We start from the raw sequence: 23721 nt of genomic DNA on the forward strand, positions 1-23721 counted from the left end.
CGGGCCAATACCTCCGGGTATGACTGCACATGATCCGGATATTCTTTGCATCGGTTCCGTCCTCTGGGACGTGATCGGCCGTTGCCCGGACCCGATGGTGCCCGGCAATGACAAACCGGGGCGCATCTCCCGCGTGCCCGGCGGTGTGGCGCTGAACATCGCGATGACGCTGGCAGGACTGGGACTGCGGCCTGCGCTGCTGTCTGTGGTGGGCCGCGACGCCGAGGGCGCGGAACTGGCGCAGCAATGCCGCCAACTTGGACTGGACACCACGCATCTGACCTTTGCCGACGATCTGCCGACCGACCGCTATATGGCGATCGAGGCACCCGGCGGTCTGGTCGCCGCCATCGCCGACGCCCACTCGCTGGAGGCGGCCGGTATCCGCATCCTTGCGCCGCTGATCGACGGCCCGCTGGGCACGGTCGACCGGCCCTACACGGGGCTGATCGCGCTCGACGGCAACCTGACAGAGGGGCTGCTGTCGGATATCGCCGCCCATCCCGCCTTTGCGCAGGCCGATCTGCGGATCGCACCTGCCAGTCCGGGCAAGGCGACGCGGCTTCAGGCGTTTCTGCGCGCCGGGCGCGGCACGCTGTATGTCAACCTCGAAGAGGCCTGCCTGCTCTGCGCAGAGCCGTTCACCAACGCCGCACAGGCCGCCGCCGCCCTTGTGGCACAGGGGGCTGTGCGTGCGGTGGTCACCCACGGCGGCAACACCTGCTGTGACACCTGCGCCCACCAGACCGTGACACGCACACCGCCCGCCGTCACCGTGACTCGCATCACCGGGGCGGGCGATACCTTCATGGCGGCGCATATCGCCGCCGAACGCGCCGGGCATGACCGCCCGGAGGCCCTGCGCCGCGCGCTGGACGCCGCCGCCACCTATGTTTCCGGAGATGTTTCCCAATGACCCAGTTCACCCGCTCTGCCGCCGTCGCCAAGGCGCTTGACGCAGGCCACCCCGTTGTCGCGCTGGAAAGCACCATCGTGACCCACGGAATGCCTTGGCCGCAGAACCTCGAAGTGGCCCGGAGGGTCGAGGCGACAATCCGCGAGGCCGGGGCCACCCCGGCGACCATCGCGGTGATGGACGGTGAACTGCGCATCGGGCTCGAAGATGATCAGTTGGAACAACTGGCTCAGGCCCGTCAGGTGGCCAAGCTGTCGCGCGCCGACATGGCGGTTTGCATGGCCCGCGGCGGCACCGGGTCGACGACCGTCGCCGCCACGATGATCGCGGCGCGATTGGCCGGGATAGAGGTATTCGCCACCGGCGGCATCGGCGGTGTGCATCGCGGTGCCGAAAACTCCTTTGACATCTCCGCCGACCTTCAGGAACTGGCACAGACCGAAGTGACGGTGGTGGCCGCCGGGGCCAAGGCCATCCTCGATCTGCCCAAGACACTGGAAGTGCTGGAAACGCTGGGCGTGCCGGTCATGGCCTACGGGCAGGACCAACTGCCGGCCTTTTGGTCGCGTGAGGCGGGCTTGCGCGCGCCGCTGCGCGCCGACACGGCCTTGCAGATTGCACAGGCGCATCGGATGCGCGCGCGGCTTGGCCTGCCCGGCGGCCAGTTGATCGCCAACCCGATTCCGGTCGAGTCCGAGATTCCCCGCGCCACGCTTGCGCCGATCATCGCCGAGGCGACTCGCGATGCGGACACCCACGGAATCTCTGGCAAGGATCTGACGCCCTACCTGTTGCAGCGGATTTACGAACTGTCCGACGGACGTTCACTCGAAGCGAACATCGCTTTGGTGCTGAACAATGCCCGGCTGGGTGCGGCAATTGCGCAGGAATTGAGCGCCCTGCCCGTCTGATCATCAGGTTTACGCATCCGCCCATTGTAGAGCGCGCGCGATCCACCTACCTTGAAGAGGTTCGTGCCGGGACCAACAATGACAACACCATTTGACTCGACTAATTCTCCGAAACGATCGGGGCTGCTGACGCGGCTGCGCAACTCTTTCCTGACCGGGATTGTCGTGATCGCGCCGGTCGGCCTGACCGTCTGGCTGATCTGGACGGTTGTGGGCTGGGTGGACGGATTTGTCTGGCCCTTCGTGCCGGATGCCTATCAGCCCAACGCGCTGCTCAATCGCTGGATGTCGGGGCCCGACGGGCCGCGCGTGCCGTGGATTTTCGATCTTCTCGACCGCGACAACGATGGCCGGATCGAGGTCAACGTGCGCGGTCTTGGCGTTGTGGTGTTCCTCATCTTCACCGTGCTGGTCGGCTGGATCGCCAAAGGGTTGATTGGCCGGTCGATGATTTCGTTCGCCGAAAGCCTTGTGCAGCGCACCCCGGTGGTGCGGTCGATCTATTCCGGGCTCAAACAGCTGGCCGAAACGATCTTTGCGCAAAGTGAGCGCAGCTTTGAAAAGGCCTGCCTGATCGAATACCCGCGTACCGGAATCTGGGTCATCGGGTTCATCTCGACCCAGGCCAAGGGCGAGGTGGCGAAAAAGGTACTGCCAGAGGGGGAGCTGATGTCGATCTTCATACCGACCACGCCTAACCCGACCTCGGGCTTTCTACTGTTTTTACCCAAGGAAGATGTGATCGAACTGGAGATGTCTTTGGAGGACGCGGCCAAACTGGTGATCTCTGCGGGGCTTGTCTATCCCAACGGGCAGGACGCCAAACAGGCGCTAGAGGCACAGTTCCGCCAAGCGTCCTGAGCGGGCGTATTTCCTAACGCTTTGTAAATTCGTCTCTGCAAGCCTTTGATTCTATTAGGTCCGCCATCTGTCCACGCGTGGACAAGGGGACAAGCCTCAGCCGAACATCGCCCGCAGGTCCGCCGTCTGACGCGCCCCCAAATCGCTCAGGTGATGCTCCAGAAACGTCCCCGCCGCCCGCCGCCCGGCGGCCTTCAGTTGGGCGAGCACCGTGGGCACCGGCACCGATTTGGTCGCCACCGACAGTGAATTCATCAGCGCATCATCCCCGATCATATGGACACGCACGTCCTTCATGCTGCCCTCTTGCAAGGCCCCGCTGTGCAGCAGCCGCTGCACAAATTCAATCGCCCGCAGATCCCGCAGCAACGCCGAGTTAAAGCTGATCTCATTGATCCGGTTCTGAATCTCCGGCGGGCTGACAGGGGTCTTGTCCCGCAAGAGCGGGTTGATGTTCACCACCACCACATCATCGGGCAGATGTGGCTCAAAGAACGGAAACAACGCCGGATTGCCGGTATAGCCGCCGTCCCAGAACGGTTCGATATTGCCATTCAGCGGGTCTTTCATCTCGACCGCCTGAAACATCGTCGGCAGACAGGCAGAGGCAAGGATGGCCTGCGTGGTGATCTCTGCGCCCTTGAACACCCGGATCTTTCCGTCACGGACCTGAGTGGCGCAGACAAAAAACTCTGGCTCGCTATGGGCGCAGACCTTGCCGAAATCCAGCCTCTCGACGATCCGTTCCAGCGGGTTTTGATACAGTGGGCCCCAAGCGTAGGGTGAAATCATCCGCGTCATCGCATCCCCAAGGCTGTAGGGCAGCGAATACTCCAGGCTCTTGCTGATAAATTCGGGTTGCGGCAGCCAGGCCTGAATCCATTCCGGAAATGCCTCGTCCTTGAGTGCGCCGATCTGCTCCCAGACCCAATCCAAGTTATCCTTGGCGGCCTCCGTGCCGCCGCTCAGCATGCCAGCCTTGACCGCAGCGCCATTCAGCGCGCCCGCAGAGGTGCCGGAAATGGCGGCAATCTCGATCTCTGGCTCTTCCAGCAGCCGGTCCAGCACACCCCAGGTAAAGGCGCCATGCGCGCCGCCGCCCTGTAGGGCAAGGTTGATCCGCACCGGCTTGGCCATCTCATACGCTCCATCGTTTGGTTGGGTCGAAAGACCGGCCAGAACAGGCGGCGGGGTCGTCACCGCCCCCTGCCCCGATCAGATCACAAAGCGGTCCAGCCGCCATCCACGCTGATCGTGGTGCCGGTGATCTGGGCGGCTGCGTCGGAACACAGGAACACCGCGGTGCCCCCCATCTGCGCGACCGTGGCGAATTCTTTGGACGGTTGGCGTTTCAGCATGACTTCGCGGATCACTGTTTCGCGGTCCATGCCGTACTCTTTCATGGTGTCGGGGATCTGCGCCTCGACCAACGGCGTCAGCACATAGCCCGGACAGATCGCATTGGCGGTGATCGGTTCCTCCGCCGTTTCCAGAGCCACCGCTTTGGTCATGCCGACGATGCCGTGTTTAGCGGCGATATAGGCGCTCTTGTACGGCGATGCGGTCAACCCGTGCGCCGAGGCGATGTTGACCACCCGGCCCCAACCCGCTTTGCGCATCATTGGCAGCGCGGCGGCGGTTGTGTGAAACGCTGAGTTCAGGTTGATGGCGATGATGGCATCCCATTTGGCGATAGGGAATTCGTCAATTGGCGCGACATGCTGAATGCCGGCGTTGTTGATCAGGATGTCACAAGCACCGGCCTTTTCGATCAGCGCGCGGGCCTCATCGCCCTTGGACATGTCTGCTTGAATGTACCGCACATCGACGCCGTGTTCCTGCGCGATGCTTTTGGCAAGGTCGTGATCCTCGTCCCGGTCAGTGAACGAGTTGATCACCACCGAAGCGCCCGCCCTAGCCATCTCATGCGCGATGCCCAGACCGATGCCAGAATTCGATCCGGTGATGACGGCGGTTTTTCCCTGAAGCGACATGTGTGCCCCCTGATGTCTGTTGTGTTTGCATGCGCAGCATAGGCCCGCCTGTGACGGTATGCACCCGTTCAATCACGATGCGCCGACACAAATGACACCGCGTGTCGGCGGGTTGTCGCGGACGTGGTCTGTGGTTGATCAAAGAAAGCTGTCGACGGGCGCGTTTGCCTGTAATCGGAGCCAAGCGTCAGGGCAAAAAAAGACCCCGGCACAAGGCCGGGGTTCAGTCATTGAGGCAGGTTTCATACAGGCAAGAAACCTATCGAGCAGTGCCCTTGTTATAAGCGTTTCGAACTTTGAGTCCAAGCTAAAAGTTTGAAAAGGCGTAAAAGCACCGGTACGCTCGGCTTCAAGAAAACAAGGGCAGACAGGGATCGTTACCAAAATGTACAAAATTTCTTTCCAAAATCTGACCGCAAAAATCGTCGCGGTCGGGGCGATTCTGTCCGCATCCAGCCTATGGGCTGAACCTCAGCATGGCATAGCTATGTATGGGGCGCCGCAGCTTCCACCGGATTTTGTGTCGCTCCCCTACGCAAATCCGGACGCGCCGACCGGCGGCAAGATCGTCACGGGTGAGTTGGGCAGCTACGACAGTCTCAATCCGCTGATCCTCAAAGGCACCGCGCCATGGCAATTGCGCTCTTTGGCATACGAAAGCCTGATGGGCCGGAATTGGGATGAACCCTTTGCGCTTTACGGTCTTCTTGCCGAATCGATAGAGACCGGCCCGAATCGGGAATGGGTCGAATTTACCCTGCGGCCCGAGGCGCGCTTTTCTGACGGTGCCCCGGTGACCGTCGAGGATGTGATGTGGTCGTATGAGATATTGGGCACCAAAGGGCACCCGCGCTATCGTGGACTTTGGGGCCAGATCGAAAGCATGGAGCAGACCGGCGACCGTTCTGTCCGCTTTACCTTTAACGTGGACAACCCGGAACTGGCGCTGATCGTCGGCTGGCGTCCTATTCTGCAGAAGGCCCAGTGGGACGGGCTGGATTTTGAGAACTCCAGCCTTGATCTGGTGCCGATCAGCTCTGCGCCCTATGTGATCGGCGATTATGAGGCTGGACGTTATGTGGAACTGACCCGCAATCCTGACTATTGGGGCAAGGATCTGCCGTTCCGCAATGGCACTGACAATCTGGATACCATCCGGCTGGAATTTTTTGCCGATGACACCGCCCTGTTCGAGGCGTTCAAATCCGGGATCATCAACACCATCCGCGAGACCAACGCCGAAAAGTGGAAGACGCAGTACGATTTCCCAGCCGTGCGCAACGGGGACATTGTGCTGTCCGAAGTTGGCCACCAGCGCCCCACGGGCATCACCGGCTTTGTGATGAACATGCGGCAGCCTGAATTCGCGGACTGGCGTGTGCGTGAGGCGATGATCCACGCCTTCAACTTTGAATACATCAACGATACGCTGACCGGCGGCGCGCAGCCGCGCATCACCTCGTATTTCGGCAACTCTCAGCTTGGGATGCGCGAAGGCCCGGCCGAGGGGTTGGTCAAAGACCTACTGACTCCCTTCGCCGATGACCTGCTGCCCGGCGCGCTGGAGGGGTATACCCTGCCCGTCTCGGACGGCACCGCGCGCAACCGCAAGAACCTGGCCAAGGCGATCGACCTGATGGCCGAGGCGGGTTGGACCGTGCAGGACGGCGTTATGAAAAACGCCGAAGGGGAGCCGTTTGTCTTTGAAATCCTGCTGCAACAGGGTCAGGGCGAGAACGTCACGATGGCGGAGATCTTTATCCGCGCGTTGGAACGCATGGGCATCACCGCCGTGGTGAATATGATCGACCCCGCGCAGTACAAGGAGCGCACCACCCGGTTCGATTTCCAGATGACCGCCTATCGGCGCGGCATGTCGCTAAGCCCCGGCAATGAGCAGTTCGGCTATTGGGGGATCGACTCAGCTGATCAAGAAGGATCGATGAACTGGATGGGCGTGAAAAGCCCGGCGGTTGATGCGATGATTAACGCGCTGTTGGGGGCCGAAACACGCGACGGATTTCTGGCTGCGACCCGTGCGCTGGACCGGGTTCTGACCACGGGTCGCTATGTGATCCCGGTGCAGGACAGATACGCTGTCAGCCGGATCGCCCATGCCAAGGAACTGACCTATCCCGACACATTGCCAATCTATGGCGACTGGCTGGGCTTTCAGCCCGATGTCTGGTGGTGGGAGGATAAGTGACCCTGTCCTCTTGATCGGGCCACCGTGAAAGAATGTGCGCGCGGGGGCAGTCCCCGCGCGCTTTTTCATGGTAGTGTTCGTCCGCAGTTGGTCAAACCTAAAGCATGGCCTTGCAGTGACTGGGTGAAGACGCCCTGCCGATGTGATGCGGGTTCTGCACGATGATCCAGCGCGGAGGATGGCCCGGCGCCTGCGTGCGCCGATAGGTACAGCCCTTGGGCGTGGTCATGTAGTCGCCCTGCGGTCCAGCGACGCCTTGGGTGGTGATGAACGGCTGCGCCTGCGCCAGAAACAGCGTCTCGGGCACATCGGGCTTGGTTGTGGTGATTGTCGCAAGGCCGATGGCAGCGGCGGCGAAAGTCATGAGGGCCATGTTAGGTCTCCTTGGCAAGATCCATGGGGCTGTGAAGCGCGGCCCGCCGGCGGGGGGGGCAGCGCGATGTCGCCAAACTGTCCCACCGGCGCTGCGTTTTGGTGGCCGGGAGGCGGCAAAAACGTGGCGCCTAAAATGGATTTTTCGAAAATGCAGTGCGAACTGTGCCTATTGAAGGCTGTGCGGCCGCGTCAGAGCGCAATGACGATATCGGCGCGCAACCCGCCAAGGGCCTCGCTTTCGCCAAGGCGCAGGACGCCACCATGCGCGCGCGCAATGTCGGCGGCGATGGCCAGACCCAACCCGACACCGGACCCCTTGTCCTGATTGCGCGCCGGGTCCAGCCGGACAAAGGGACGAAGGGCGTCGTCGCGGCTGTCAGGCGAGATGCCGGGGCCATCGTCCTCCACCCGCAGTCGCAGCGACCGTTCTGTCAGCTGCACCGAAACCTCGCAAGAGGTGGCATAGCGGCCGGCATTGGCCACGAGGTTTTCGACAGCGCGCCGTAATGCGCGCGGCCGTAGCATCACGGTGCCCTCACCCGCCATGTCTCCCAGCACCACATTCTGACCGCCGCGTTGCGCGTCCTCGACAATCCGCCGCATCAGATCAAACGGGTCGGTGCGTTCAGAGGCCGCGACCTCTGCGTCGACGCGTGCGAAATCAAGGAAAGCGTCGATCAGCCTCTGCATTTCTTCGACGTCGTGTTCCAACGGCTCGCGGTCCTCGTCGTCCAGCAGCGACAGCCCCAGACGCAGCCGGGTTAGCGGCGTGCGCAAATCGTGGCTGACACCGGACAGCATCATGGTGCGCTGTTCGATGTGCCGTTCGATCCGTGCGCGCATATCCAGAAAAGCGTGCCCAGCGGCGCGCACCTCGACTGCTCCCGCGGGCGAATAGCGAAGGTTACGCCCCTTGCCAAACGCCTCTGCCGCGGCGGCCAGCCGGGTGATCGGTCGCAACTGGTTGCGCATGTAAAGAAAGGCGATCAGCGTCATCAGCGCGCCAAAGAACACCATGTTCACAAACAACTGATGCGGATTGGCCGCCGACACGCGCGTGCGATCCAGCGCGATTTGGTACAGGTTGTCCTCTTTGCGGACAAACAGCACTACCTCTCGGTTGCTGGGTAGCTCGATGCGCTCGAGCACCGGAATGCGGGCGGAGAGTTCGCGGATCACCACCAGCCCGGTGAAATCATACCACCTCCGCAGGTTCGTCTGCGGCAGGGACTCGTCGCTGATTGCGACGGGGCGCAACCGCAGCCGCGTCGCATTCGTCCGCTCCGGTAGATCCGCCACAACCAGGTTCACCTCGCGCGCCAGTTCGGTGCTCATCTGCACGGTGACACCCTCGAAATGGCGTTGGATAAAAACGATCGACACCACCAGTTGCAGGGTCACCACCGGCAGGACCAGGATGAGCGCGGCGCGGCCATACAGGCTACGGGGCATATAATGTTTGAGCCAATTGAACGTCATGCGGTAAGCCTAGCCCGCAGCGCCCCGGCCTGCCATCGCCAAAAGGACCATCCTGCCATGCTTGACCCGCAGCCTAACTTTCGCCCCGTACCCGGTATCGCCGTGGATCTGGCGCCGGGATTGCGCCGCGTGCTGGCGCCGAACCCGTCTCCGATGACCTATCGGGGCACAAACAGTTATCTGCTGGGAACGCGCGACATTGCAGTGATTGATCCCGGTCCCGACGATCCGACGCATCTGGAGGCGATCTTGCGTGCGGTTTTGCCCGGACAAAAGGTGACGCAGATTCTTGTGACTCATGCGCATCTGGATCACGCGCCACTTGCGCGCACCTTGTCACATGAAACCGGCGCGCCTGTTCTGGCGTTCGGTCCGCCAGAGGCCGGTCGCAGCCCAATCATGCAGGCCCTCGCCGAAGGCGAGCTGATGGGCGGTGGCGAGGGGGTCGACAGCGCGTTTGTCCCGGACCACCCGTTGGCGGACGGCGATGTGGTCCAGGGCAGCGACTGGCAGGTGGAGGCGCTGCACACCCCAGGACATATGGCCAATCATCTGAGCTTTGCCTGGGGGGATGTGCTGTTTTCCGGGGATCTGGTTATGGGCTGGGCCAGCTCTCTGGTGTCGCCCCCGGACGGGGACCTGACCGCCTTCATGGCCTCGCTGACCCGACTACAGGGCCGTCGGTGGTCGCAGTTTCACGCCGGGCACGGCGCGCCGATCCGGGATCCGGCGGCGAGACTCGCCGAACTTCTTGCCCATCGTCGTGCGCGTGAGGCGGCGATCCTCGCCGCCTTGTCCGATGGCCCCGCCACCGCCCGCAGTCTTGCGGACCGGATTTACACTGACACTCTGCCAGCCTTACTGCCCGCCGCTGCGCGCAACGTGTTGGCTCATCTTATTGATTTGACTGAGAACTCCCACGTAGCGCCAGAGGGTATTCTGTCTGCGGACGCGGTGTTTTTCAGACTCTGACGTTCCTCGGGAAAAATCCTCACCATTGTGGCAAAACCCTCTGGACGCCCGGATTCGACATTGCTATACGGCCCAAGTGTTCCGGCGTAGCTCAGCGGTAGAGCAGTTGACTGTTAATCAATTGGTCGTAGGTTCGATCCCTACCGCCGGAGCCAAAAATCCCAAGTAAATCAGTGATTTACGAGACCCCCTCCAAGGGGTGTCTTTGGGGTGTTTGGATTTAGTAAGCGGATAGAAAGCAGGACTGGGATTCTCTGCTTACTAGGTGTTGCGGGTGTAGCGGATGTTTACCGCTTCCAGTTCCGGCATGTGGTTTTGCAGCCATCCCCAGTCTGACACTTTGTTGGTGCCTGTCTCGTAACGTTTGGCGATGCGGTGAAAACGTTTCAGATCATCGCCGGTCATGCCTGCGGCTATCAGTTCGCCCAGCCGCTGTTTCAGTGCCCAAGTAATCAAGTCGTGCATGGCCTGCGCCAGTTCTGCGGCGGTCGCATCCTTGCCGGGAATGTTGGGCAGCGGATCACAGTCTTTTTGCTTCACGGGCATGGTCACGCATTCCTTATTTCGGGCGGTTCATCATCGGGGATGCTGTTACAGGCAAAGGTGACACTCACCCCGAAGGCATCCCCGGCTTGCACCCGCTGCACAGCATAGAACCTCCCATCCAAGAGAATTAGCGCCAACCCATTGGGGGCTTCTGCGGTCAGCACGGTCAGAAGGTGATCGCCTTCATAGGTCTGGGCAGCGGTCAGGGTGGTTTCCCGGCTCATGTCCACATAGCCGAAGGTTTCCGACAGCCGGTCATACTGTAGCTCGCCCTCGGCGGTGAAGGTGGTGGAGCCACTGTCATGGGCGACACCATAGAGCACGGCTATCTTGTAGATCGGGTTGCGGGCTGCGGCACGCTTGGCCATGTCGAGGGGGGAAAGCTTAGTCATTTTCCCACCCTGCCATTTTCAGGGCCTTGCTGAGTTCTACACCTGCCCCTGTCAGGATACCGACAGCACGGGCACGGCCCGCCACGTCCGCGCTCATCATGTCGTCAGTGGTGAGACTGGTCAGGCCCAGCTTGGCGGTGAGTTCGGGCATACACTGACGGGCAAGGGGCTGGACGGTTTGCAGCACAAACAGGCGATAGGCTTCCCGCATGGCGCTGGCGTTGCCGTTCTCCGTCATGAGGGCAGGAGGAATGCCGCAGCCGGTCAACAGGCGAATGTGCAGATCGCGGCTGATTTCGGCAAAGTCGGTCTTCTGTAGATCGGCGCTCAAGTCCACCCGTCGCCATTCGCTTTGATGCCCGCCGGTCTGTTGCGCGTAGTCGGCTTTGGAGGTCAGCACAGCCAAGGCCCCGGATTGCAGGCCAGAGATTGCCTTGCCCTTCTGTTCTTCGGAGACGGCAGAGGGGAACGGCAGAATGCCTTTTCCTGCGTAGGTGGTGGCAGTCGAGAAGGTCGCTTCAATCTCTGACAGCAGCGTCGGGGTGAGGCCCATCATCTGCCAAGGGCTGCGGCCCTTCCAAGGCTGCACCGGGTCTGTGTTGATCTTGAGGTGGAGCACCTCCCCGGCCAGCGCCTTCACGGTTTCGGTGGTGTTCACGCGGGCAATGTGAAGGTGATAGCGTCCGTTGCCCAGTTCATCCCAGTAGGCCACGGGGTGCAGGTCGAGGGCAGAGCCATCGGCCCGAATGTGCCAGACGCTTTCGCCCTTCATGTTCAGATCACGGCCAATCTGTGCCAGCACGTCAGGGCGCAGCGTGTTGGTGTCATCGCTCAACATGGCGAAGGCGCTTTGCCAGTAATGCACGGCGGTGCCCACGGTAGCGGTCAGGGGAACGCCTGCATCGGTCAACACCTGCTTTCTGCGGTGCGTCATATAGTCGAGGGTCACGCCAAGGCTGGCACGCTGTTCGAGGTCGGGTTTGCGCTTGAAGGGCCAGAGGTTCATAGACGCACCTCCCCGGCCAACAGGGCACCCGCGCCAGAGCCATAGAGAACCGGCATGAGTTGTTCGCGGGTGAACCCGCTGTCACCGGCCTGTTGCGATTTGAATTCGCGGCGGCTTGGCCCCTGCATGAGCTGATACAAGGCGAGATTGTGCACGGCCTGTTTCACGGCTGCGGTGATGGTGGCACCGGGCACGTTGTCCGTATGGCCCAGCCGGTAGAGCGTGAAGGGTTCCAGTTCGATCAGCCCCGCGCTGGGGATGTAGGTTTCGGACCACGGCACCCATGCGCCTTGGGAATAGGCTTCGATGGTCAGGGCTTCGGGGAACGGGTAGCGCGGCCACGTCCAGACGGTGGGTTGCGACACCTTCACGATAACCGTTGCGCTGGTGGTGGTGCGGTAGGTCTTGCCAGTGAAGCTTTCCGCCTGTTGCCAAGCTGCGCCCAGCATGGTTTCTGCCTCGGCTTCGGTGCTGCCAGCCTCTAGCGCAACGTCTGAGGCCACGGGTTCGGCAGGGTCAGTGCCGAACGTGTAGGACGTTTCAAGCAGTTCTATCATGGTAGAAGCACCTTCCGTTGTGGCGCGTGCAAACGATTGCACGGCATCTTGCGCAGTTCCGCAGATGTTGCGGGATAGGCTGGCCGGGTCACTATCGACAGTTCATAGAGCACCAGTGCCGCAAGCTGACGGATCATAACGCCGGGATTGCCGGGTTCTGGTGTCAGCTTTTCAGCGTCGGGCACCACGTCTTTGGGCGGCACTCGAAAGCCGGGGCTGATACCCGTGGCCAAGCCTGCGGCAATCATGGCCAGAGCATCGGCCACGTGACTGACACGCTCTGCACCCTCGGGGATGGTGGCCCGGAAGGTCAGCGCCTTGTCGCTGTCTTGCAGTTCCAGAGAACCGCCGGAACGGCTGGCAAGCGGACGGTCGAAGCTGTGTCCGAACAGCAGGTTCACTTCGGCGTCGGGGTCGCTCAGCGTGAAGTCAAAAGCCCCCGGCAGGATTTCCTCTTTGCGAACTGTGCCCCGGTCGCTCAAGACAGCCCACGTGTTGTAGGGGAAGCTTCCGACAATCGCCGGTCGCTGCCCCTGTTGCCGCACCTCCAAACCGGATGCGGCCCAGACGGCGCGGCTCTCCATCACGCGGCCTTCTGCACGTTGGTGATTTGCTTGAAGTGCGTGGCCTGACGCTGCACCAGAATGTCCGTAAAGCTGAAAACAGTCAGGGCCACCTTGCCCGTCTTGCTTTCGCTGTAGGGGTCCACCAGCAGTTCCGGGCTGCCCCAAGTCGGCACCCAAGCGTGCTGGTCAGGCTTGCCCACATACAGGCTGGCAGAGTCAGGCGAACCGGCTGTCACTTCCGAAACCTGCGACGAAAACACCATGTTCGGCACGACTTTGCGGGCTTGTTCCAGTTGGGTCAGGATGTCGCCAAAGGTCGCTTTCAGCAGATCGGCCATCATGAAGGGCACGCCTGCGATGCTGATACCGCCCATGTCGTTGGCCTTGGAGGACACCATGAGGTCGGTCGCCCAATCCACCACGTCAGCATAGGTGATGACAGCGGCATGGCTTTCGCCGGTCAGCAAGGTGTCGAGGCCAGACGGTTGGTTGTCTGCCCCGGTGCCCCGGAAGCAAGCAAGGTCCAGTGCCTCGCGCAGCACCTCCGACAGATCGCGGCGCAGCATGGTTTCCAGCACGGCATTTTGCCGGATCGCCTGACGGCTCAGCAGATAGCGCGCGGTCAGCGTTTTGATTGTGGGGCTGGTCACGCTGGTGGTGATCGCGGCTGCGTCAGCGCCTTCACCTTCGGCCACCCAAGAGGCAGAAGCACCGCCGGTCAGTTCCGGGAAACGCGGCTGGCCCGTCACAGCGATGGTGCGGAAACCGAACCGGGCGGCTGCACTGTCTTCGAAAACACGTTCCAGCGCCTTCATGGTCGGGCGCGTGGCCAGATCGCCGCTGGACGCATCGGGGGCGGAAATGGTGGCATCGGCGCGGGTTTCCAGCAAGGCTTCCCACGGGAACCGGACACCCTTGGCGGCAGCGCCGTGGCGTTCTTCGAGTTCTTGGCTCACCTCGGCTTCGCGGCCCGAAAGCGGCTTCTGCCCTTCGAGGCTTTCGACCAGTGCGGCGATGTTGAATGCGCGGCATTCCCGGTCGAAGTCGCTGGTGGCTTTGTCCGGTTCTTTGATCTTGTCGCGCTCTGCCTGTTCCAGCAGGATTGCGGCCCGCAGTTCGACTTCTGCCCCCTCATAGGCATCGGTGAGGCTGCGCAATTCGGTGCGGCCTTCGTCGGAGATTTCATCGGCCTTCTGGATGGAGGCCATTTTCTCGCGGCGCTTGCTCTGCGCCAGTTGGATTTCTTGACTTTTCAGCATGGTAGCGCCCTTTTCAGTCTTCTAGGAGATGGTCAATGATCGCGCTCAAAGCACGGTCGGCGAATACCGGCGCGGCCTCTCGGGCGCTCCGAACCGCACCTAGCCGCGCTGGCACGGTGACGGATTTCTTGAGGGCATAGAGCGGCACAAGACGGCCACCCTTGCGCTGGAAGATAAGAAGGTTGCCCTTGCGGGATTTGGCCATGAAGGTGTTGGGCCAGTCTCTGGCACGCGCCTTCTTGGGCGTTCCGTTCGCATTCAACGCGGCTGGCAATGGGACGGTGACATACTGGCCTGAGGTCGGTTTGATCCTGCCCCCGTCTTCATGCACAGCCCGGTCAGCGCGAAGCTTCACCCGTCCAGTCACCCGGCCCAGCGTCTTCACGTCCTTCACTCGGGCAGCACGACGCAGAGCGGCAACAAGCTTGCCAGAGCGGCGGGCCAGCGTGGTGGAAGTCGTGATGCTGCCACCATGACGGGCGGCGATTTCGGCCATTTGCTCTTGCAGAAACCGGCGCATTTCGCGGCTGACGGGGATGCCCAATTCGTCCTGGGCTTCGCGGAAACGGTCTGCCAGCATGTCGAGGCCGGTCTTGGCGTTGGTGGTCCGTCCGTTCTGATGAAGCTGGATGCTGAACGGGCTGGTCACGACGCACCCCCGTTCAGCAATGCAGACAGATAGGCACCCCTGCCAGTAACTTTGGCACGGCGCACGGCGGTTCGGTCTTTGCGGGTGCGGCCTTCCCAGCGTTCGGCGTTGGTTTTCTTTGAGTGGCACCCGGCGCAAAGCCATTGCAGGTTGGCGAGGTCGAAAGGGTCGATACCCTGTTCCTCGCAGCGGCGGCGCGGCACGATGTGATCGGCTTGGCCATGAAGGCCCACGAACCTGCCACAAGTCTCACAACGGAAGGCGGCACGTTCTGCCACGCCATGCCGCACCCTTGCCCAGCGGGCGGTGTCGATTGTCGATCTGTCTTGTTTCCGGGTCATAGAACCGTCACCTCAATTTCGGCCTGCGGGCGGTCGTGGTCGGTGATGAAGGCGGAACAGGCGAGACAGAGGGCCTGCGCCACGTCGATGCGGGCGTTGCGGTGGCTCTTGTCGAGTTGCATCGCACCCGTGGTCGAAACCTTCACGTCAGCTTCGGTTAGGCCAGCTTCAAGCAAGAGGTTGCGGCGCAGCTTGGCCTTGCCTGACAGGAACAGGCGGCGGGTTGCCCGAATGTCATTGTCGCCGTCTTTCGGGCCGGTGCCTCGGGTGACAATCGGCCAATCAATCTGTGCCCGAGCCATCGCCGTCCGAAACTCAGCATCCCGGTAACGGTCTGCGGAAATGCTCAAGACGGGATGGTTCCCGACTTCATCACGCAGACGGGCCAAAAACTCCGCCAGATCGGTGACAGCGCCTGAGGTTTCAAACAATTCCCCGCGCTCAGCAGCGGTCACGTAAGCGCTTCCGATGCCATCCCTTTTGCCACGGGCGGCGAGGTCCAGACCTTCACTCGGGAATGCACCAAGGCACCGGAGCACGCCACTTTCCCGATACAGGATCACGGCGGCGGTCATGGCGGCGCTGCCACCAAGGTCCAAACCGATGAAGCACGGCTCGCCTTCAATAGGCGTGGCGTTCTCATCGTAAGCTTTTGAAAACGTGTCGTATTCCAGCAGCAATTGCCGGGAAGGGCTTAGCGGCATATTGAGATGCCACACCCGAAATTCTGTAAGAGAACCAGAGGCTTGCGCCTTGTCGAAGGCGTCTTGCATGAAGCGGCGTGACTTCGAAATGCCTAGACCGGGATTTGCCTGTTCCCAGATTGCCGGGTCTGCGGCATTGGCATTTTTATCTACGCCATGCAGATGCACGCTGGTGCGAGGGTCAGGCTGGTTCAAGATTTCGTTGTAATCGCCGCTGTCGCCACGGGTGCCCGTCAGGATCGCGCGGCCATCTTTCGAGGCCAGAGCATCGGTGATGTTGGTCAGCGTTTCGTTGCTCTTGGACAGCAGGCCCGCTTCATCGACAAGTGCAAGGTCGAGGTCGAGACCATGCCCCGCAGACCGGGCACCTGAAAGACAGGTCAGCAGGCCGCGCCCTTCCTTGTGGCGGAAGGTGGGCGGCGGTGTCTTCGAAAAGGACCACTCAGAGCGGCGTCCGATGCGGTCGTACAGTTCCAAGATTTGGCTTGGCAGAATTTCAGAATGACGGCTGGTTGGGCTGGTCACGGCCACCTGAAAATAGGGCGCGTGGCATGGTGAAGCTGGATCGAGATACCCGGCCACCAGCAGGCTCAACAGGAGGCTTTTTCCGTTTTTTCTGCCGCAGGAGAAGGCCACGGTTCTGAAGAGCGGCCCGCCCGCCGGATCATCTGCGAAGTGATCGGCCAGCACGTCGATTTGAAACGGGAGCAGTTCGAGCGGTTGGCCCCGGTTCGTCACATGCGTGTCGGCAGCCCATTCGCAGAACAGGTCGATCTTGCTTGTGGGCTTGACCACGGTCTTGGGTTTTTTGAAACGGAGCGTTTGGGCCATGCGATTGGCCTAAGCTCGCATGAGTCCAGTTGTAAAACAAAATAAGTCCAAATTGCCTGCGCTGGTGCAGCAGGGTTGCCAAACCGAAGCCTCACCTTGGCTGTTGGAGGTATTCCACGAAGTCTTCGGTCAGTTCAAACTTAGGAGTGTGCGACTTGGTAGTTACATCGACCAATGCGCCGTAGTTCTCCATCACCTTCAGCTTGGAAACGAGATGTTCGTATTTGTCGGTGTAGTAGATCAACGTCGGGTTGTCGGGATCGCCGTTGAAGGCTGCTTTGCTCGACATAGCGACGCAGGTTCGAGAAAAGGGAAGATCAGCAATATCCTTCCGCATCTCGGCAGTAAGGTCGGGCATCTTCTCTTCCAACTTGTCGAAGCTTCTTGAGACCACGATAGCGAAGCCGCGTATTCCCAAATAGGCACGCATCTCGGCAAGTGTCTTCCACTCACGCAGCAAGTCAGTTGAGTAGCTGGGCACGTCAACGTCGATCAGGCGGCTGCATGTCTGACAGAGCCAGATACCGTTTTCGGGCGCGCTCCGTTCTTCGGGCGTCATGATGGGGTCATATCTTGGCCCACCTTCTGACGCGGCCGCTATGTGGGCTGCTACTCCGATGCTGGCAGAACCTTGGTCTCCGTCCGGCCCCATCGTTGGCCTAAGACATGTCGGGTTGGCGCATCTGTATCCAGACCGCTGGGCAATCTGGCGTTTTACCGGTTCTCTAAAATCGTCTCTGGTACTCATGACGCCAGTTAGCCCCACCTGAGACTTGGCGGCAAGGGCACAAACTGCCAACCCCCAGCCCCTCCGATTGCTGCTGTGGGTTCCCCCCCGGCCAGCAGGGTTCCCTATGGGGTTGTCTCTCTGGATGGATGGATGCTCTGGCAGGTCTGCGGTCGGACTTGCCCGGATCGCTCGGCCAGTGGCCCGCACAGTCGAGGGCTTGGCGTCATCGCTTGATCCGGGCGTGTCCACGGCAGTGGAAGTCTGACCCTGCGCGGTCAGGAGCAACGGTATATTAATACCTCACGGGAATGACTGGCGCAACGCTCTTGATGGGTGGTCGGTGTCTTTTTGTTGCCAGCCGCAGAGAGGCCCGCACAGAGGCGTCAGGGTGATTTGGCGAGGTCGGGCCACGTGAGAGCGAGACGGCCACGTGGCGACTCTGTACGGCGCTGTATGCTGTAGCCGTGGGGCGTTGATCGGGGTGCATGTTGTAACGGGCGCAGCATGTGGCGGAAGTGGGGGCTGGCGCGTGCAACTAGTTGCATGGGGCGGGCACGCGGTGTCGGGCTGGCTAGGCTGGCGGTGGGCTGGCTTCGCGCGGGGAAAGGGGGCTATGGGGGTTTGGGGGGCTTCCCGAAGGGGAGCCTATCTTTCTTCCGAAGGCAAAGCCGAAGGTCTCCCGCGTTGTCCGGCTTGCCGGGAACGCAGTAGTCTGATTTGAAGTCTAAGACTTGAAGTGAAGTGAAGTCAGAATGAACCGTAGACGGTTCCCGCAAGGAACCGTAGACAGTTCCCCCCTAGGAACCGTAGACAGTTCATTGCAGGAACCGTAGACAGTTCCTAGGCCACCACTTTCAGGCCCGGTTTCGAGGCTGATTTTGCCGGTGATGCCCCCAGCGCAGAGGCCACCGGCTTGCGAGCGTGAGCGTGCAATCCGGTCTGAGATGGGCAGAGCCTGCGCCCGCTGCCATCGTCGGATTTGTGCCATTTTCGGATCAGCGCCTGCGTTTCGGGTTCGGCCATCCAAGCGGGGAACAGCTTCTGCCAGTCTCCCTTGGGCAGGTTGTCGCCCAGATCAATCACGTTCTGGCGTTCTTGGGTGCTGAGGCTGTCGAGGTCTTGAAGCAGCCATTCCACGGCCAGAGGCAGGGCTTGCAGGCACTGGGTCACGGCAAAAGCTTGGTCGGTCAGGCGGTAGCTGTTTGGCTCCGACAAACTGGCCTGCGCCACGTGGACGATGCCCCAGCGCTTGAGGTCCTGCATCGTGTTTCGAAGCGACTTCACGGGCATTGCGGCTTGCTCGGCCAAGGTGTCGAGAGCGTCCCACGTATACAGGTACGGGCCGAACGCGGGATGATCCTTACGCTTCTGTCGGCGGGTGGCCCGGAAAAGGCGATGATGCAGCACGTCGAGCACATGGACATGCCCCCAGCGGCTGCGCCCTTCCTTCGACTTCGGTACTAGCGCGGACAGGATTAGCCCGCGCGTGATGCCGTCGCCCATGCGGGCGAAGTCATAGGGCTTGCCCAGCCTATCACGTGGCCAGTTGGGTTCCGTCCAGAGCGTGTTGGCGGGTTTGATTGTCGAAAGGTCCATGTCACCCCCCGACCACGTTGGCGTCGATGTACGCCTTCACGTCCTCATAGCGATAGCGGACGCTCCGGTGGCCAAGTCGGGTGTATGGGATTTTGGGCGGAGTGCCGTTGGCTCGGCTTTCGTGCCGGTCAAGGTCAAGGAAGCGTTTGCTAACGCCCATGATTTCGGCGGCTTCTGCGCTGGTCAGAAGGTGACGGGTGGTCTTCTTGAGTTTCAGTGACATTTCATGATCCACGGATTGCGGGCACAGGTTGTGCCGGGGTTGGGGTTCGCTGCGCCAGTGCCTAAGCCTCATTCCCAAGCCCGCAGGCTTTGGTTTCCGGCGCGCGGCGTTCCCTCCGTGGATCAAGCGCACGCAAACAATGGCCATTGCGGCCTAAAAGGTCAAGAAGTTATCTTTGCGATTCTCTTTTCGTCAATGTAATCAGAGATTTGCTGGACGGAGTTGCGAAGAGTTTCCGGGTCGGAAAGCACCTGATAGCCCGCTGTAACGTCATTGCCGGTGGCATGGTTCAGCAGCCGTTTCACCTTGCTTTGCTGCACGTCGAGCACGGTTGCCACAACTGCGAATGACCGGCGCATGTCGTGAAAACCCACATCCCATCCCAGAGCCTCACGGAAGCGCGTCAGGGTCTTGCGAGGATCACGCAGGGGGGTGCTGCCCCAGACATACGGAAGGCCCTCTGTGCGCCCTCTCAGGCGCTCAAACAGGGCATGGGTTTGGTTGCTCATGGGCAGCACCAGTTCTTGCCCGTTCTTGGCGCGTTCGGCTGGAATGACGAAGGTGCCGCGCTTCATGTCCACATCTTCCCAGCGCATGTTTGCGGCCTCAGCCTGACGCAGGCCGGTGCGGGCCAGCAGTTCCATGAATGCCCGGAAGTTTTCGCCTGCGTCCCGGTGCCGGTTCGAGTTGGTTTCGAGACTGTCGAGGGCAGCGAAGAACGCTGCCCAGTCGTGCACGTAGGTGGATTTGCGCTTGGCCTTCGGCAAGATTTTTTTGCGGCTCACAATGTCGGCGGGACATTCCGCAATGAGCGTGTTCCCTGCCCCGTCCGTCAGATCGGCCCGTGCCCAGTTCCAGCATGACTTGAAGGTGCGGGTGGCGAGCGCAGCACCGGCAGGCGTGCGGTCAAGGATTTGCATGTATCGCTTCTGATAGGTTGCCGGGGTGATCTGGCGCAGTTGGGTATCGTACCAGTCGCCAAACTCACGGCGCATAGTCGAGGAATAGCTCTCCGCTGTGCTGGGGCGCAGGTTCCGTTCCGACAGCCATCCTTCTACGGCCTGCCCCAGCGTCATCAGCTTGGCACGCTCAAGGCGCTTCTCTGCGTTGCGGTCTACATCGTTCGCCATTTCGGCCAGCGCCTTCTTGGCCAGCCTGCGGGCATCGTTCAGGGTCAGCTTTTCCGTGCGACCGATGGAAACGCGGCGGGTTTTTCCCCGCACCCGGCTTTGCGCGATGTAGGTTTTCGACTTGGTTCCGACGCGCAGTCCAAACCCCGGCAAGGCTTCATCAAAGAACACGGTCTGACCGCTTTCGGCAAAGGGCAGATCGCGCACAAGCTGGGCTGAAAACTTTTTAGTAAGCATTTAGTAAGCACCCTCCATGGCGTTTCATGACAAAACTAGGGGCTACAAGAATCAAAAAAAAGAGCGCTATGCCCTTATTTTTATGGCGTTTATGAAGCTATGAGATGCTTTGTGGTCTTAGACGAAAAACCGGCTTTCCTAGACTGTTAATCAATTGGTCGTAGGTTCGATCCCTACCGCCGGAGCCATATCGTCCTGCTTTTTTTGCAAAACAGGACGATAGGCTAAAAATGCCAAGGCCATTCCTCACAACGTCACCCACAGGCGGCGGGGTAATTCGGGTGCTGACCTTGCCTTTGCGACCCCGACTTGATGACCTGCATCCGCATGAAAAGCGCGGCTGAGATAATGGGTTCAAGGAGACCGTCGTGCCACTTTCCGGAGCGCCGTATTTGGTTCTGGCCGGTTTAGAACGCTTTATTGAGAATGATCTCAACACCGCAAAGGCTCAATGGGCGACCGCTATGGTTTCGGAGACCCCGGCGGTGCATCGCTTTGCGCAATGAATGCTTCGAGTACTAGCCCGAGGCGTAAAGATCGAGCATCTCGCGGATCAGCGGCGCCTTGAGAGAATCCGAGGATCTTGGGCCGCCCCTAGCCACGGTCGAGACAGCCGATTTGCGCTCGGAACGGATATAGGCCCTGCCTGAGGCGCCCGGTCAGGCACTTGATCGTTTCTTCGCGCAGGTTGCTGATTTAGTCTGCTGTGATAACGGCTTGGATGTCGGCGGTCGGCCGCCCGCCGTGCGAGTTGAAGTCGAGGCTTGGGGTTCTCGACCACCTGTCCATCGAGCACGTAGGTCGTTGCCCCGATCGCCAACAAGCTTGGCGCCTTCATCTCGCACCCGGTGGTGCGCCTAGCGATCTGCGGACCACAATAACCCTTGCGCCTGCGCCAGGTGATGGACGAGTAGCGCGTGCTCATCGCCAACCTCGCCAAGTACCGCCTCAGCGTCATCCGGGCAAGGTAGCCACAGCACAAGTATCGCCCGCGGTCTTCAACTCAGTCATTTGCAACGTCGGTACGCTGACCAGCCTCCGCATCGGCGCCAGCGATGCCACGACCTTTGCCGCATTACTCGGCGGCGTGGATTCCCGCGATCTGGTTGACATGCCAAACTATCGCGCCTTCGTGATCATGCTGGCAGAGGGCACCTGGCCCTGGTGGCCGGAGACGGTGTCGCCAGTTCCTGTGGATATAGTAGAGTCCGGGGATAACTCCAAAAATATATGAAACCATGTTTTGGCTACATCCGCGTCAGCACCTTGAAGCAGGGCGAAAGGGTCTCGTTCGACGCGCAAAAAGAGGCCATTCTGGTGTTTGCTCAGCGTCGTTCCCTGACGGTCACCAGATGGTACGAAGAAAAACAGACCGCGGCAAAGGGTGGCCGATCCGTCTCCAATTCGATGCTGACCCAGGTGAGGCGCGGACATGCCCAAGGCGTCATCATTCACAAGATTGACCACTCCGCCCGAAATCTTCGCGACTGGACGAAGTCCAGCGAATTGCTCGACATCGGGATCAATGTCTTCATCGACACAGAGAGGCCACCACCGAGTTGCACGGCCTCATCGATGCTGTGGCGGCGTGATCGTTACGCGCGGCACACCCCACCCGGACGATTGTTCCTTGACGATGACTGGCTTGCCCCTTCCGGGCGAGCCTTTTCTTGTTCGGGTGACACGAGTGCAACCGGGCCGTGCCGGGTCTGGCACCGAGGCGGGAGAATTGCGAAAATACCTCTACCAGGATTTGAGAACGGGTTTTGCCGGATACGGCGCCTGAGACCGTGAGAGGGGCGAAACAGGCTTTGCCCTTTTCGGTCTCCGCCACTCTCACGGGCGCGGGTTCTGGCTCCCCGGAGAAACCCGTTGTCAGGAAATGCGAATGACGGGCAGTACCCGGATTTGTGCGGGTGCGCTATCTTGGGATCATTACTCGTGTAAGCCAAACCACATTGTTTGATGAGTTCAATTGCGACCTGAAGGTCGCCCGACAACGCGCCGCCCTGACCAGTCCGATTGCGGTCATCTTGTCAGTGTCAGCCACGATGCGATCAGCCAGATCAAACGCGGTCAGCGGATGCCAACGATCCGCGAACTCTGCGCGCTGTCGCTGATCTACGGTCGCTATTTCCAAAGCCTCTATGCCGAGGTCCTGTGAGAGGTGCGTAAAGACCTTTGGGAAAACCTGGCAGGCACGTCGGCGGAGCCGAAGGACTGACCAGCCGCGGCCCGCCGGCTGCTGACCGTCGAACGCCTGGTGCGAAGATTACTCGAGGAAACCGACCCGGACCATGTCGGCTAGAAACCGGCGGGCACAGGCCCCGCCCGCCGACGAAATCAGCGCTCCAGTGACGACCTTTGCCCTGATCCTGAAGTTCAATTCGTTTCCTCCCGGTGGCGGCTTACCCACCAGCCGTCAGGCAGACCGGACCCGCGCCATCCCAATGCCGGATGAATATCACTGCAATCTTGTTCTCGCCACTAGGGCTCAGGTCAAAGACCTTTGTCCAGCCCGCAACAAAGAAGCTTATTCGGCTTTCCGCGCAAAGGTGCGAGGCAGTCCGGACCCTCCTTTCCTTCCATCCGGAACCCCAAGGCGGGTCAAATGAGTCCCGCATGTTTGCAATCGGTTTCATCACCAGCAGGCAGTATGCGCGATGCTCCGGTCCCGTGTACTGGCGCCAAGCGCCCGAACTCGCCATCTGACAGGGTTTTCGCTGTGGCTCGAAACGGGCACCGGCCGGGCCGGAGCGTGTGGAGGACGCATCGGCAGCTGCATGATCGGAGACCGCTTGCCATCGCGGTCGCGGAAGAGATCCCGACACATCTGGCGCAAACCCATGCCTCTGCGCCGTGCAGAGAGGCCATGGCGGTGCTCGTAACCGCGATAAATCTTGCACCAAGCGGCTTTTCTGCGTTTTAATCACCACTGGGGATGCTCGTAGGCGGGTTTGCGACACCTGTCACCCATTCCCGAGCATAGAAGTATTTTTTTTGTGTTGGCCTGTAACCGCGGTGATCCCGGCGCAGGCCTTTTGAAAGGATCTACTCAATGGCGCATGATCGACCCTGTGCCAAGCTGAATGAATTATTGGTGTTTTTTCTGATGGCGGACAGGGCGCCCGCAAATGTCACCCCGCAGGATGACGACGGAAATGGCGGTCTTGCCGACCTCCCTCGGGTCGTCGCGCGGCCGACTGTTTCACCGCTTCTGTGGGCCCGCAAGGTGATCGC

25 protein-coding genes and 1 tRNA gene are annotated in these 23721 nt (G+C 60.8%); 9 read left to right on the forward strand and 17 right to left on the reverse strand.

The features are described 5' to 3' along the window. The first annotated feature begins 19 nt into the window (after window positions 1-19). The 3 genes from ANTHELSMS3_RS16775 to ANTHELSMS3_RS16785 all read left to right on the forward strand — a co-directional run bounded on the left by ANTHELSMS3_RS16775 (window position 20) and on the right by ANTHELSMS3_RS16785 (window position 2688). Window positions 20-916, forward strand: coding sequence for a PfkB family carbohydrate kinase (locus tag ANTHELSMS3_RS16775; protein ID WP_094035873.1), 897 nt, complete (start codon window positions 20-22; stop codon window positions 914-916). Beyond that, entirely contained in the window at window positions 913-1827 is a 915-nt protein-coding gene (locus ANTHELSMS3_RS16780) for a pseudouridine-5'-phosphate glycosidase (protein ID WP_094035874.1), read from the forward strand. Before ANTHELSMS3_RS16775 ends, ANTHELSMS3_RS16780 begins: the two co-directional genes overlap by 4 nt. A gap of 78 nt (window positions 1828-1905) precedes the next feature. Then, complete coding sequence (locus ANTHELSMS3_RS16785) at window positions 1906-2688, forward strand: DUF502 domain-containing protein (RefSeq protein WP_094035875.1); 783 nt, start codon at window positions 1906-1908, stop codon at window positions 2686-2688. Window positions 2689-2784: 96 nt separating this feature from the next. Here ANTHELSMS3_RS16785 and ANTHELSMS3_RS16790 read toward each other — a convergent pair whose 3' ends face one another. Then, entirely contained in the window at window positions 2785-3825 is a 1041-nt protein-coding gene (locus ANTHELSMS3_RS16790; RefSeq protein WP_094035876.1) for a patatin-like phospholipase family protein, read from the reverse strand. Window positions 3826-3908: 83 nt separating this feature from the next. Beyond that, window positions 3909-4682: a 3-hydroxybutyrate dehydrogenase gene (locus ANTHELSMS3_RS16795; RefSeq protein WP_094035877.1), complete on the reverse strand. Its 774-nt coding sequence runs from the start codon at window positions 4680-4682 to the stop codon at window positions 3909-3911. 385 nt (window positions 4683-5067) lie between these two features. Here ANTHELSMS3_RS16795 and ANTHELSMS3_RS16800 point away from each other — a divergent pair, with 385 nt between their 5' ends. Next, entirely contained in the window at window positions 5068-6888 is a 1821-nt protein-coding gene (locus tag ANTHELSMS3_RS16800) for an extracellular solute-binding protein (protein WP_094035878.1), read from the forward strand. 97 nt (window positions 6889-6985) lie between these two features. Here the strand turns inward: ANTHELSMS3_RS16800 and ANTHELSMS3_RS16805 are convergent, their stop codons facing one another. After that, window positions 6986-7261, reverse strand: coding sequence for a hypothetical protein (locus tag ANTHELSMS3_RS16805; RefSeq protein WP_094035879.1), 276 nt, complete (start codon window positions 7259-7261; stop codon window positions 6986-6988). A gap of 191 nt (window positions 7262-7452) precedes the next feature. Beyond that, entirely contained in the window at window positions 7453-8742 is a 1290-nt protein-coding gene (locus ANTHELSMS3_RS16810; protein WP_094035880.1) for an ATP-binding protein, read from the reverse strand. 57 nt (window positions 8743-8799) lie between these two features. Here ANTHELSMS3_RS16810 and ANTHELSMS3_RS16815 point away from each other — a divergent pair, with 57 nt between their 5' ends. Then, a complete protein-coding gene (locus tag ANTHELSMS3_RS16815; RefSeq protein ID WP_094035881.1) occupies window positions 8800-9714 on the forward strand; it encodes an MBL fold metallo-hydrolase in 915 nt (304 codons plus the stop codon). A gap of 80 nt (window positions 9715-9794) precedes the next feature. Next, a tRNA-Asn gene (locus tag ANTHELSMS3_RS16820) sits at window positions 9795-9869 on the forward strand. Window positions 9870-9975: 106 nt separating this feature from the next. Here ANTHELSMS3_RS16820 and ANTHELSMS3_RS16825 read toward each other — a convergent pair. The 13 genes from ANTHELSMS3_RS16825 to ANTHELSMS3_RS16885 form a co-directional block, all read right to left on the reverse strand. Beyond that, window positions 9976-10260 carry a hypothetical protein gene (locus tag ANTHELSMS3_RS16825; RefSeq protein ID WP_094035882.1) on the reverse strand — a complete coding sequence of 95 codons (285 nt, stop codon included), beginning with the start codon at window positions 10258-10260 and terminating at the stop codon, window positions 9976-9978. A 2-nt stretch (window positions 10261-10262) separates the two neighbouring features. After that, window positions 10263-10652: a hypothetical protein gene (locus ANTHELSMS3_RS16830; protein ID WP_157733544.1), complete on the reverse strand. Its 390-nt coding sequence runs from the start codon at window positions 10650-10652 to the stop codon at window positions 10263-10265. Continuing rightward, window positions 10645-11658: a phage portal protein gene (locus ANTHELSMS3_RS16835; RefSeq protein WP_094035884.1), complete on the reverse strand. Its 1014-nt coding sequence runs from the start codon at window positions 11656-11658 to the stop codon at window positions 10645-10647. Before ANTHELSMS3_RS16835 ends, ANTHELSMS3_RS16830 begins: the two co-directional genes overlap by 8 nt. After that, window positions 11655-12215, reverse strand: coding sequence for a hypothetical protein (locus ANTHELSMS3_RS16840; protein ID WP_094035885.1), 561 nt, complete (start codon window positions 12213-12215; stop codon window positions 11655-11657). The genes ANTHELSMS3_RS16835 and ANTHELSMS3_RS16840 overlap by 4 nt, the downstream gene beginning before the upstream one ends. Next, window positions 12212-12799 carry an HK97 family phage prohead protease gene (locus ANTHELSMS3_RS16845; RefSeq protein ID WP_094035886.1) on the reverse strand — a complete coding sequence of 196 codons (588 nt, stop codon included), beginning with the start codon at window positions 12797-12799 and terminating at the stop codon, window positions 12212-12214. Before ANTHELSMS3_RS16845 ends, ANTHELSMS3_RS16840 begins: the two co-directional genes overlap by 4 nt. After that, window positions 12799-14040: a phage major capsid protein gene (locus ANTHELSMS3_RS16850; RefSeq protein WP_094035887.1), complete on the reverse strand. Its 1242-nt coding sequence runs from the start codon at window positions 14038-14040 to the stop codon at window positions 12799-12801. The genes ANTHELSMS3_RS16845 and ANTHELSMS3_RS16850 overlap by 1 nt, the downstream gene beginning before the upstream one ends. A 13-nt stretch (window positions 14041-14053) precedes the next feature. Next, entirely contained in the window at window positions 14054-14689 is a 636-nt protein-coding gene (locus tag ANTHELSMS3_RS16855; protein WP_094035888.1) for a hypothetical protein, read from the reverse strand. Then, entirely contained in the window at window positions 14686-15030 is a 345-nt protein-coding gene (locus ANTHELSMS3_RS16860) for an HNH endonuclease (protein WP_094035889.1), read from the reverse strand. Before ANTHELSMS3_RS16860 ends, ANTHELSMS3_RS16855 begins: the two co-directional genes overlap by 4 nt. Next, on the reverse strand, window positions 15027-16565 hold the full coding sequence (locus tag ANTHELSMS3_RS16865) for a terminase TerL endonuclease subunit (RefSeq protein ID WP_094035890.1): 1539 nt from the start codon (window positions 16563-16565) through the stop codon (window positions 15027-15029). The genes ANTHELSMS3_RS16860 and ANTHELSMS3_RS16865 overlap by 4 nt, the downstream gene beginning before the upstream one ends. Before the next feature lie 91 nt (window positions 16566-16656). Beyond that, window positions 16657-17124 (reverse strand): hypothetical protein, encoded by a 468-nt coding sequence (locus tag ANTHELSMS3_RS16870; RefSeq protein ID WP_157733545.1) that lies wholly within the window; start codon window positions 17122-17124, stop codon window positions 16657-16659. Between the two features lie 1011 nt (window positions 17125-18135). Continuing rightward, on the reverse strand, window positions 18136-18891 hold the full coding sequence (locus ANTHELSMS3_RS16875; protein ID WP_094035892.1) for a hypothetical protein: 756 nt from the start codon (window positions 18889-18891) through the stop codon (window positions 18136-18138). A gap of 1 nt (window position 18892) precedes the next feature. Beyond that, on the reverse strand, window positions 18893-19114 hold the full coding sequence (locus ANTHELSMS3_RS16880) for a helix-turn-helix transcriptional regulator (protein ID WP_094035893.1): 222 nt from the start codon (window positions 19112-19114) through the stop codon (window positions 18893-18895). Between the two features lie 161 nt (window positions 19115-19275). Continuing rightward, the gene (locus ANTHELSMS3_RS16885; protein ID WP_094035894.1) at window positions 19276-20481 is read right to left on the reverse strand and encodes a tyrosine-type recombinase/integrase; all 1206 of its coding nucleotides are present in this window, start codon (window positions 20479-20481) and stop codon (window positions 19276-19278) included. A 368-nt stretch (window positions 20482-20849) separates the two neighbouring features. Between ANTHELSMS3_RS16885 and ANTHELSMS3_RS25605 the strand changes: the two genes are divergently transcribed. From ANTHELSMS3_RS25605 to ANTHELSMS3_RS16895, 3 genes are all read left to right on the forward strand, one after another. Beyond that, window positions 20850-20987 carry a hypothetical protein gene (locus ANTHELSMS3_RS25605; protein ID WP_157733546.1) on the forward strand — a complete coding sequence of 46 codons (138 nt, stop codon included), beginning with the start codon at window positions 20850-20852 and terminating at the stop codon, window positions 20985-20987. A gap of 724 nt (window positions 20988-21711) precedes the next feature. After that, entirely contained in the window at window positions 21712-22275 is a 564-nt protein-coding gene (locus ANTHELSMS3_RS26510; protein ID WP_094035895.1) for a recombinase family protein, read from the forward strand. A gap of 181 nt (window positions 22276-22456) precedes the next feature. After that, the gene (locus tag ANTHELSMS3_RS16895) at window positions 22457-22645 is read left to right on the forward strand and encodes a hypothetical protein (protein WP_094035896.1); all 189 of its coding nucleotides are present in this window, start codon (window positions 22457-22459) and stop codon (window positions 22643-22645) included. Window positions 22646-23721: the final 1076 nt, after the last annotated feature.

Source organism: Antarctobacter heliothermus, from assembly GCF_002237555.1.
GTDB classification, from domain to species: Bacteria; Pseudomonadota; Alphaproteobacteria; order Rhodobacterales; family Rhodobacteraceae; genus Antarctobacter; species Antarctobacter heliothermus_B.